6 protein-coding genes and 2 pseudogenes are annotated in these 10,301 nt (G+C 73.1%); 4 read left to right on the forward strand and 4 right to left on the reverse strand.

Going from position 1 to position 10,301, the window contains the following annotated elements:
- On the reverse strand, positions 1 to 2,250 hold a 2,250-nt coding region (locus AB8Z36_RS20150), incomplete at its 3' end, for a sensor histidine kinase (RefSeq protein WP_440581958.1).
- Between the two features lie 368 nt (positions 2,251 to 2,618).
- On the opposite strand from AB8Z36_RS20150, the pseudogene AB8Z36_RS20155 reads away from it, so the two are divergent.
- Positions 2,619 to 3,459: pseudogene (locus AB8Z36_RS20155) on the forward strand (protein phosphatase 2C domain-containing protein).
- Between the two features lie 86 nt (positions 3,460 to 3,545).
- Here AB8Z36_RS20155 and AB8Z36_RS20160 read toward each other — a convergent pair.
- Positions 3,546 to 4,034: a MarR family winged helix-turn-helix transcriptional regulator gene (locus AB8Z36_RS20160; RefSeq protein WP_369214741.1), complete on the reverse strand. Its 489-nt coding sequence runs from the start codon at positions 4,032 to 4,034 to the stop codon at positions 3,546 to 3,548.
- 266 nt (positions 4,035 to 4,300) lie between these two features.
- On the opposite strand from AB8Z36_RS20160, the gene AB8Z36_RS20165 reads away from it, so the two are divergent.
- Entirely contained in the window at positions 4,301 to 5,134 is an 834-nt protein-coding gene (locus tag AB8Z36_RS20165) for a lysozyme (RefSeq protein ID WP_369214742.1), read from the forward strand.
- A gap of 79 nt (positions 5,135 to 5,213) precedes the next feature.
- Here AB8Z36_RS20165 and lon read toward each other — a convergent pair whose 3' ends face one another.
- Entirely contained in the window at positions 5,214 to 7,643 is a 2,430-nt protein-coding gene (lon, locus tag AB8Z36_RS20170; protein WP_369214743.1) for an endopeptidase La, read from the reverse strand.
- Between the two features lie 185 nt (positions 7,644 to 7,828).
- On the opposite strand from lon, the gene AB8Z36_RS20175 reads away from it, so the two are divergent.
- The gene (locus tag AB8Z36_RS20175; RefSeq protein ID WP_369214744.1) at positions 7,829 to 8,863 is read left to right on the forward strand and encodes a methyltransferase; all 1,035 of its coding nucleotides are present in this window, start codon (positions 7,829 to 7,831) and stop codon (positions 8,861 to 8,863) included.
- On the opposite strand, the gene AB8Z36_RS20180 is transcribed toward AB8Z36_RS20175, so the two are convergent.
- On the reverse strand, positions 8,749 to 9,717 hold the full coding sequence (locus AB8Z36_RS20180) for a rhomboid-like protein (RefSeq protein ID WP_369214745.1): 969 nt from the start codon (positions 9,715 to 9,717) through the stop codon (positions 8,749 to 8,751). The genes AB8Z36_RS20175 and AB8Z36_RS20180 overlap by 115 nt on opposite strands.
- 158 nt (positions 9,718 to 9,875) lie before the next feature.
- Between AB8Z36_RS20180 and AB8Z36_RS20185 the strand changes: the two are divergent.
- Positions 9,876 to 10,301 (forward strand): annotated as a pseudogene (locus AB8Z36_RS20185) (spermidine synthase); the annotation flags it as partial.

The following is a 10,301-nucleotide window of genomic DNA, read 5'->3' on the forward strand; positions in this document are numbered from 1 at the left end:
CTCCGAGCCCGGGAGGGGGACGACGCTCTCCCCGGCCGGGGCGGGGCCGACGRCCTCGCCGGACGCCCCCGCCAGATCCGGCGCCGCCGCGAGGATGGACGTGGGCAGCACCACGACCGCCGCCGTGCCGCCCTGCTTCTGCTCCCGCAGCCGCACCCGGGCCCCGTGCCGCGCCGCGAGCCGCGCCACCACGTAGAGACCGAGCCCGAGGCCGTCGCCGCTCTCCTGGTCGTAGGAGTCGTCCGGGTCGAAGTCCGTCAGGCGGGCGTTGAGCTCGCGCATCCGGTCCTCGGTGACCCCTATGCCCTCGTCCTGCACGGAGAGCATGACCTCGCCGTTCTCCAGGAGCCAGCCGGAGACCTCGACGGAGGCGTCCGGCGGCGAGAACGAGGTGGCGTTCTCCAGGAGCTCGGCGGTGAGGTGGCTCATGTCGTCCGCCGCGAAGCCCGCGATGTGGGCGTGCGGCGGCAGCGTGGCGATGCGGACGCGTTCGTACCGCTCGATCTCGGAGACGGCGGCGCGCACCACGTCGACCAGCGGGACGGCGCCGGGGTGCTGGTGGCCGTGTTCGGCGCCCGCGAGGACGAGGAGGTTCTCGCTGTGGCGGCGCATGACCGTGGCGAAGTGGTCGAGCTTGAAGAGCGTCGCCAGGCGGTCCGGGTCCTGCTCGCGCTCCTCCAGGTTCTCGATGACGGCGAGCTGCCGCTCGACCAGGCCGAGGGTGCGCAGCGCCAGGTTCACGAAGGTGCCGTGGATGGACTGGCGCACCCGATCCAGGTGCGCGGAGGCCTCGGCGAGCTCGGCGCGCAGCGCCTCCCGCTCGTCCGCCATGGCCTGGCGCTTGCCGATGAGGTGCTTGCGGTCCGACTCCAGCGTGGTCAGCCGCTCGGTGAGCGCGGCGGCGTGGCCGTGCAGCGCGTTGACCGAGCGTACGACCTGGGCGAACTCGTCGTCGCGGCCCGTGAAGCGGATCGGCTCCTGGGGCGCGGGCTCGGTGGCGAGACGGGCCGAGCCGAGGCGCAGCACGGCGAGCGGCCTGGTCAGCGAGCGGGCCATCGCCATGGAGACGCCGACGGCGGCGAGCAGGCAGACGCCGATGAGCGCGACCCGGATCTCCAGGGCCGTGACGTCGTCGTCGCGGAGCTGGGCGAGGTGCTTGGTGCGCTCGACGCCGAGCGCGGACTCGGTGCCGCGCATCATCTCGATGCGCGCGGAGAGGGCCGCCTCGATCTTCTTGGGGTCGTACTCCAGCTCGGCGTCGGAGAGCGTGGGCTGGTCGGTGAGGCGCTTGAGGTACGTGTCGGCGGCGCCGACCTCGGAGCCGGTGACCGTGGACTCGTACGCGGTGCGGGTGCGGTCGTCCGCGGTGTCGGAGAAGTCGGCGAGCGCCGCCAGTTCACGGGTGCGGGACTGCTGGGCGGCGGCGCTGAGCCCGTCGCGGCGCCCGGCCGTCTCCGGTGACTCGTCGGAGCCCGGGGTCGGCAGCCCCGTGACCGGGTCGACGCCGGGCGAGGTGCCGCCCTCGCGCGGCACGGCGAGGGCGGCGAGGAGCAGCCCCCGGGTGGCGGCGGCCTGTTCGACGGCGTGGTCGAGGTCGGCGAGGGCGAGCGCGCCCTCGTTGGCCTCGGGCGGCAGCCGCCTCGCGAGGTCCCGGGTGAGGCCGTGCAGTTCGGTGATGACCTTCGTGTACGCCTCATGGGCGTCCAGGGCGCTGCTCTTGCCGTTGAGCGCGGCCCGGCGGACGGCGTCGATGCCGGCGAGGTCACCGCGGAGTCCGGCGGGCGCGTCGGCGCCCCGCAGTTCACCGATCTGCCGGTCCACGCGGGCGCTGCGGCTCTGGGAGAGGCCTTTGCCCTGCGGACGGCCCGCGGCGATGAAGGAGGTGACCTCGTCGCGCTCGTCGGCCAGCGAGTGGCCGAGGGAGACCGCCTGCTGCGTCTGCTCGGCCAGGGTCACCAGGCGCTGCGCGTCGTGCAGGTCGTCGGAGGCGGCCAGGACGGCGGGCGCTCCGGCCCCGGCGATCGCGGCGGCCACCACCGCCACGGCGACGACCAGGCGGTTGCGCACGCGCGCGGTGGGCCGCTTGTTGACCTCGGCCGCCGAGGGCTTGCCGAGCGCGGTGACGTCCGCCTCGGTCACGGAGTCCGGGCCCGTGCGCTCCGGCGCGGGCTCGGTCGGGTTCGTCGCGTCCGGCGTGGTCCCTTCCGGGGCCGTCTGCTTGCCTTTGCGCCGAGGCCGCATTTTCTGCACCGGTGCTCGCATTCCTGTTCTCGGCTGACCTGGGCCCGGATGACGGTCTGTCAACACGAGCGCGCCCCAGGTACAGCTCCAGACCATTCCAGTGCCATTGGGTGGCGGACGCGCATCGTCTGCCTGGCCACCCGAAGGAGTGAACATCGGCGAGGAGTTGGCGGGCAAGTCCTCGCGGGCCGGTCAGCGACCCCTCGCGGGGCGCCGGTTGGACGTCGCCGGGCGGCTTTGGCAGGATGCGCCGCCACACCTCGACGGAGATGATCATTACGACCGAATTCCGGCGCGTGACCTGCTGGTACGGGCCAGACCGGCGAACCCGCGGCGCCATCGGCGGGTGCTGTGAAGTGCTCGTGCAGACTGGCTGGATGCGTATCGAACTCGCCACAGAGCCCGGAGACCCCGCACGCCCCAACGAGGACTACGCGTCTGTCGCGCTTCCCGCGTCCGGACAGGGCGGATCGCTCGTCGTCCTGGACGGTGTGACGCCGCCCGAAGGATCGGTGGGCTGTCTGCATTCCGTTCCCTGGTTCACCGCCCGACTGGGTGGCGCACTGGGGGAACTGTCCGTTTCGCGACGGGATATGACGCTCCCTGAGATCTTGGCCGAGGCAATCTCGCGTACCGCCGAAGCGCATGGTTCAACCTGTGACCTTTCTCACCCGCGCACCCCTCAGGCAACGGTAGTGCTCATGCGTTGGGACGCGGAGCGCGTCGAGCACCTGGTCCTCTCCGACTCGGCGCTCCTGCTCGCGGGGCCCGGCGGCGAGGTGACCGCGATCCTCGACCGCCGCCTGGCCCAACTGCCGCCCGCCGTGCAGGCGCTCCGCGACCAGGTGCGCGCCCTGCCGCGCGGCTCGGCCGAGCGTGAGGTGGCGGGCCGCGCGTACGGGGCGGCGGTGGAGGCCCTGCGCAACGCCGAGGACGGCTTCTTCACGGCCGCCGCCGACCCCWCSKCCGCGCGCGGTCACCGGCGAGGCGCCGCGCGCGGAGGTCTCCGCGGTGGCGGCGCTGACCGACGGGGCGTCGCGCTGGGTGGAGACGTTCCGCGAGGGCGACTGGACGGACTGCCTGGCGCTCCTGCGCAAGGAGGGGCCGCAGCACCTCCTCGACCGGGTCAGGGAGCTGGAGCGCGCCGACCCCGACCGCCTCGCCTTCCCGCGCGGCAAGCGCCACGACGACGCGGCGGTCGTCTACGCGGAGTTCTGACCCGGCGTTTCCGGCCCGGCCCTTCTAACCCGGCGTTTCCGGCCCGGCCCTTCCGACCCGGCCGGCTGGCGGAGCGCCGCCCGCTCTCAGCCCTCGGCGCTGCTGTTGAGCTGCCCGAGCAGCCGCGCGAGCTCGGCGACCTCGGCGCGGTCCCAGCCCTGGAGCCTGCGCACGTACTGGGCGCGCCGGGCGGCGCGGACCGTGCGGAAGCGGGTGCGGCCGTCCGGGGTGAGCCGGATCAGCCAGGCGCGGCCGTCCGCGGGGTCGGGTGCGCGGGAGACGAGGCCGAGCTCCTCCAGGGCCCTGAGCTGGCGGCTCATGGTCGCCTTGCCGACACCGATGTACGCGGCGAGGTCGGTGGCCCGCTGCGGTCCGCCGTCGTCCAGGCAGACGAGCAGGCCGTACGCGGCGGGCTCCAGGTCGGGGTGGACCTGGCGCGCCATCTCGCCGGACGAGGCCCGTGCCCGGCGCATCAGGAGCGACAACTCCCGTTCCAGGGAGAGGAACTCACGGTCCGCCCCCGGCTCGGCGCCCGTGCCGCCGTCACCCCGCACGCCCTCTTCTGCAGCACCCATGTCCCGCTTTCCCGATTCTGAAAGTTTCCGCCGGAAGGCTTCCTCGCCGCGGCCGTGGCGACAGCGGCCTGACCAGTATTTCGCAAGGTCGGAACGGTGCCGCGCCGGTGCGTCCGTCACAGGAGTGGACCAACGGCAGCGGCTTGACCCTCTTCCCTGCCGGTGGTCTACGTGCGTAGCTTTTCAAGTGACATGTTCACACCACAACCGGTGAACAGGTCGGACAGGTCCCCACCGAGCACCACCGAGCCTTCGGAGGCACGCACATGCCCGTGCACAGACCCGGAACGGCCCGCCGCTCGCGCTTGTCGCCTGCGGGAGTTCTCCTCACCGCACTTACCGCGCTCTCCCTCCTCCTCACGCTCCCCACCACGGCCCGGGCGGACGACATCCCGCCGCGCGGCTCAGCCCGCCTCGGCCAGGGCGTCATCGAGCACGACGGCCAGGGCGGCCGTCCCACGGGCGGTGACGCCGCCCAGACCGAGGGCGTCGACGTCAGCAGCCACCAGGGCAACGTCGCCTGGCAGACCCTCTGGAACAGCGGGGTGAAGTGGGCCTACGTCAAGGCCACCGAGAGCACCTCGTACAAGAACCCCTACTTCGCCCAGCAGTACAACGGTTCCTACAACGTCGGCATGATCCGCGGCGCCTACCACTTCGCGACGCCCGACACCTCCAGTGGCGCCGCCCAGGCCAACTACTTCGCGAGCGGCGGCGGTGGCTGGTCGCGCGACGGCAGGACGCTGCCGGGCGCGCTCGACATCGAGTGGAACCCCTACGGAGCCGCCTGCTTCGGCAAGTCGCAGTCGGCGATGGTGAGCTGGATCAGGGACTTCCTCACCACCTACAAGGCGCGCACCGGACGCGACGCGGTGATCTACACCGCCACGAGCTGGTGGAAGCAGTGCACCGGCAACTACAGCGGCTTCGGCGCGAGCAACCCGCTGTGGATCGCCCGCTACAACACCAGCCCCGGTGAACTCCCGGCCGGGTGGGGCTTCCAGACCATGTGGCAGTACACCTCCTCGGGCCCGACGGTCGGCGACCACAACAAGTTCAACGGCGCCCTCGACCGGGTCGTGGCGCTCGCCAACGGCTGAGACCGTACGGCCGCGGCGGCCGGGACCATGCGGCGGTGGCCGGCCCGAGTCCGGACCGGCCACCGTCGCGCTCGCCGCCTCAGGCCGCCGCGGCGACCCTGACCTCGGCCTCCGTGAGCGCCAGTTCCAGCACCTGGCGCACATCGGTGACCGCGTGCACGTCGAGCTTCTGGAGGACCTCGGCGGGCACGTCGTCCAGGTCCGCCTCGTTCCGCTTGGGGATGATCACCGTGGTGACCCCGGCGCGGTGCGCGGCGAGCAGCTTCTGCTTGACGCCGCCGATCGGCAGGACCCGGCCGGTCAGCGAGATCTCCCCGGTCATCGCCACGTCCGTACGGACCAGACGCCCGCTGAGCAGCGACGCGAGGGCGGTGGTCAGCGTGACGCCCGCGCTCGGGCCGTCCTTGGGGACCGCGCCCGCCGGGAAGTGGATGTGCACGCCCCGGTCCTTGAGGTCGCCCACGGGCAGCTCCAGCTCGGCGCCGTGCGAGCGCAGGAAGCTCAGCGCGATCTGCGCCGACTCCTTCATGACGTCCCCGAGCTGGCCGGTCAGGGTGAGCCCGGACGCGCCGGTCTCGGGGTCGGCGAGCGACGCCTCCACGAAGAGCACGTCGCCGCCCGCGCCGGTGACCGCGAGCCCGGTCGCCACGCCCGGCACGGCGGTGCGGCGCTCGGCCGGGTCCTGGGCGGACTCGGGCACGTGGTGCGGACGCCCGATCAGTCCGCGCAGATCGGCGTCCGTGACGGTGAAGGGCAGTTCACGGTCGCCCAGTTCGTGCTGGGCCGCGACCTTGCGGAGCAGCCGGGCCACGGAGCGCTCCAGATTGCGGACGCCCGCCTCGCGCGTGTACTCACCGGCGAGCTTGCGCAGCGCGCTCTCGTCGAGGACCACCTCGTCCTTGTCCAGGCCCGCCCGCTCCAGCTGGCGCGGGAGCAGGTGGTCGCGGGCGATGACGACCTTCTCGTCCTCGGTGTAGCCGTCGAGGCGCACGAGCTCCATGCGGTCGAGCAGCGCCTCGGGGATGGCTTCGAGGACGTTGGCCGTGGCGAGGAAGACGACGTCGCTGAGGTCCAGCTCGACCTCCAGGTAGTGGTCCCTGAAGGTGTGGTTCTGGGCCGGGTCGAGGACTTCGAGGAGGGCGGCGGCCGGGTCGCCCCGGAAGTCGGAGCCCACCTTGTCGATCTCGTCGAGGAGCACGACCGGGTTCATGGAACCGGCCTCCTTGATGGCCCGCACGATCCGTCCGGGCAGCGCCCCCACGTATGTACGGCGGTGGCCGCGGATCTCCGCCTCGTCGCGCACGCCGCCGAGCGCGACCCGCACGAACTTGCGGCCCATGGCGTGCGCGACGGACTCGCCGAGGCTCGTCTTGCCGACGCCCGGAGGGCCCACGAGGGCCAGCACGGCGCCGCCGCGGCGGCCGCCGACGACGCCGAGACCGCGGTCGGAGCGGCGCTTGCGCACCGCGAGGTACTCGGTGATGCGCTCCTTCACGTCCTGGAGGCCCGCGTGCTCGGCGTCCAGGATCTCCTGGGCGCCCCTGATGTCGTACGCGGAAGCGCTGTCATCGGTCCGTTCGTTCCACGGCAGTTCGAGGACGGTGTCGAGCCAGGTCCTGATCCAGGAGCCCTCGGGCGACTGGTCGCTCGCGCGCTCCAGCTTCTCGACCTCCTTGAGGGCGGCCTCGCGGACCTTCTCGGGCAGGTCGGCGGCCTCGACGCGGGCGCGGTAGTCGTCGGACTCCTCGGCCGCGTCCTTGCTGTCGCCGTTGAGCTCGCGCAGCTCCTTGCGTACGGCGTCGAGCTGGCGGCGCAGCAGGAACTCGCGCTGCTGCTTGTCCACGCCCTCCTGCACGTCCTTGGCGATGGACTCGGCCACGTCCTGCTCGGCGAGGTGCTCGCGGAGCTGCTCGGTGGCGAGCCTGAGGCGGGCGACCGCGTCCTCGGTCTCCAGGAGCTCGATCTTCTGCTGGGTGGTGAGGAACGGTGAGTAGCCGGAGTTGTCGGCGAGCGCGGAGACGTCGTCGATCTGGGTGACGCGGTCCACGACCTGCCAGGCACCGCGCTTCTTCAGCCAGCTGGTGGCGAGCGCCTTGTACTCCTTGACCAGCTCGGTGACGGCACCGGGCAGGGGCTCGGGAACGGAGTCGTCGACCCTCGTGCCCTCGACCCAGAGGGCCGCGCCGGGGCCGGTCGTCCCCGCGCCGATGCGCACCCGGCCCCGGCCGCGGATCAGCGCGCCGGGGTCGCCGTCCGCGAGCCGCCCGACCTGCTCGACGGTGCCGAGCACGCCGGTGGCGGCGTACGTCCCGTCGATGCGCGGAACAAGCAGCACCTTCGGCTTGCTGTCGCCCTCGGAGCGCGCGGCGGCCTGCGCGGCCTCGACGGCGGCGCGCACATCGGCGTCGGAGAGGTCGAACGGGACCACCATGCCGGGCAGGACCACCTCGTCGTCGAGCGGCAGCACAGGCAGAGTGAGCGGTGTGTACGAGGTGGACTCAGTAGCCATGATCTCCCCTTCGGCATTCAAGTTGAGCTGTATGGACTCAATGCTTATGAGCGCTCCGGTGTTCCCCGATCGATGTTCGCTCTGAGCGATCGTCGGAAATGCGCCGGGCCGCACGCCGCGCCCCTGTACGGATCGACGCCACGCCGGGACCGTGGTGGCTTCCGGAACCGAGGGGGAGAACCACGGTGGACACGACCGACGGACGCGACATCGCCGGGGAGCCGGACATCACCGGTCAGCTCATCGAGCATGCCCTCGGGCACCTCTTCTCCGCCGCCCTGCGCACGGCCGCGCGCTGCCGGGTGCCCGACCTGCTCGCGGCGGGCCCGCGCGGCGCCGCCGAACTGGCCGAGGCGACCGGCACCGACGCCGGGCACCTGCGGCGCGTCCTGCGCTACCTCGCCACGCGCGGCGTCTTCCGGGAGGACGAGACGGGCGCCTTCCACCTCACCCCGGCCGCCGATGCCCTGCGTTTGGACGTCGAGCACTCCCAGCACGCGGCGGTCCTGATGCTGACCGACCCCACGTTCCTGCGGACGTCGGCCGGTCTTGAGGAGACGGTGCGCAAGGCGGGCCCGTCCTTCGAGCGGATCTTCGGCGAGCCGCTCTTCGCCCACCTCGCCAAGGACCCGGAGCTGCGGGAGCTGTTCGACTCCGGGATGACCTCACTGTCGGCCCGGGTCGACGCGGTGGTGGCGCGGACGTACCCCTTCCCCGGGCAGGGCAGGGTGGTGGACGTCGGCGGCGGGCGCGGCGGGCTGCTCCTGGCCGTCCTGCGCGGGCACCCCGGCCTGGCGGGCGTGCTCTTCGACCAGACGCCCGCGGTCAGCTCGCACGTCCTGGCCGGGGACGAGGCGGTGCGGGGCCGGTGGAGCGCCGAGTCGGGCGACTTCTTCACCGAGGTGCCGGGGGGCGGCGACCTCTACGTGCTCAAGCACGTCCTGCACGACTGGCCCGACGAGGACTGCCTGCGCATCCTGCGCAACTGCCGCGCGGCGATGGCCCGCGACGCCCGCGTGATCGTCGTCGAGTCCGTGCTCCCCGAGGGCAACGCACCGCACCCCGGCAAGGCCATGGACCTCGCCATGGCCGCGGTGGTGAACGGTCAGGAGCGGACGCGGGAGGAGTTCGCCGCGCTGCTCGCGGCGGCGGGGCTCAGGCTGACGCGGGTGCTGCCGACGGCGGCGTTCCCCTCGGTGGTGGAGGCGGTCGCCGCGTAGCGGGCGCGCCGGAGCAGCGGCCAGGTGGCGACGCCGATGGCGAGGGCGAGGAGGTGGCCCCAGTTGGTCATCGGGTCCGCGAACGCGATCAGGTCGTCCACCAGGACCCAGCCGAACCCGGCGAGGACGGTCCACCGCGCCCAGGACGGGAGCAGCCCCGCGAGCGCCCCGACGCTGGCGGCCACGCCGAAGCTGATGCCGTAGTCGAGGCGGTGCAGCGAGCTGTCCGGCAGATGGCCCGCGAGGACCGAGAGGCCGACGGGGACCTCCGTGGCGAGCGTGGCGACGACATGGCCGAGCAGGAAGACCCCGGCGGTGCGCAGACCGCCGATGCGCCGCTCCAGGGCGGTCAGGACCAGCAGGAACCCGATGGCGTACGGAGAGGTGATCCCGCCCGCGATCCACAGCGCGCTGGCGACCAGGACGAGGGCGGGGCTGTGCGTGAGGTGGGCCACATCCGTGCTCGACCCGTGCAGCAGCGAGGAGACGAGCCCCGGGTCCGCGTACTGGGTGACGAGCGACGTGAGCGCGAGGACGAGCGTGTACGCGAAGGTGAAGGGCGTCCTCTTGGGCCCCGGAAGCAGCCGCAGGACGCCCCGCGCGGCCGTCCGGGCACGGGCGGGGGCCTCGGCGGCGCCGGGCGCGGGGGCCTGCCGTGACCCCGCTCCGGCGGGCGGACCGACGGCGCCGGAGCGACACGCGGGTCCGGACCGCTCCTCCGGCCCGGACGGCTCCCCCGGCCCGGACGGCCGCGCGGGCCGGTGTGCCGGTTGGGCCGGAATGGCGTTCAGAGAGGTGCGTTCCGGGGCGCCGGGGGCGCGGGCGACGTCCGTGGGCTCGGCGCTCTGGTTCACGTGACTGGGGCTCCTTCCGGCGTTCCCGCCCCACCCTTTGCTCCTTTTTCGGCCGTTGTCTATGACCGACGCCACGTGCGACGCGATTCACAGCAACCCGGAAGGCGACTTCCGCGTTGTCCTCGTACCCGCACGCCACCTTTCATACGCTGGGGATCATGCTGACCGACACCACTGCCCCCGTCGTCCTCGACCGGCGCGAGGGCCCGTACGGCGAGGTCGTGCTGCGGCGCCACGGTGAGCTGCTGCAGATCATCGCCAACGGCTGTTTCCTGATGGACACCTCCGACGGCCGCTCCGAGCGTCTGCTCGTCGACGCGGCACGCGACGCCCTCGACGACCGGGCGGAGCCCAGCGTCCTGATCGGCGGCCTCGGCGTGGGGTTCTCGCTGGCGCACGCCGCCGCCGACCCCCGCTGGGGACGCGTCACCGTCGTGGAGCGCGAGGCGGCGATCATCGACTGGCACCGCGAGGGCCCCCTCGCCCCGCTCTCCGCCGCGGCGCTCGCCGACCCTCGGACGCGCGTGCTCCACACCGATCTCGTGACATACGTCTCCGGGGCCACGGACCCCGCCACCGGACCC

The organism is Streptomyces flavofungini (assembly GCF_041028215.1).
Classification (GTDB): domain Bacteria; phylum Actinomycetota; class Actinomycetes; order Streptomycetales; family Streptomycetaceae; genus Streptomyces; species Streptomyces flavofungini_B.

What these genes read in the sequence shown, in the direction of transcription:
- lon (WP_369214743.1), bottom strand. Translation starts at nt 7,643, where the DNA reads ATGGCTACTGAGTCCACCTCGTACACACCGCTCACTCTGCCTGTGCTG.
- AB8Z36_RS20165 (WP_369214742.1), top strand. Translation starts at nt 4,301, where the DNA reads ATGCCCGTGCACAGACCCGGAACGGCCCGCCGCTCGCGCTTGTCGCCT.
- AB8Z36_RS20160 (WP_369214741.1), bottom strand. Translation starts at nt 4,034, where the DNA reads ATGGGTGCTGCAGAAGAGGGCGTGCGGGGTGACGGCGGCACGGGCGCC.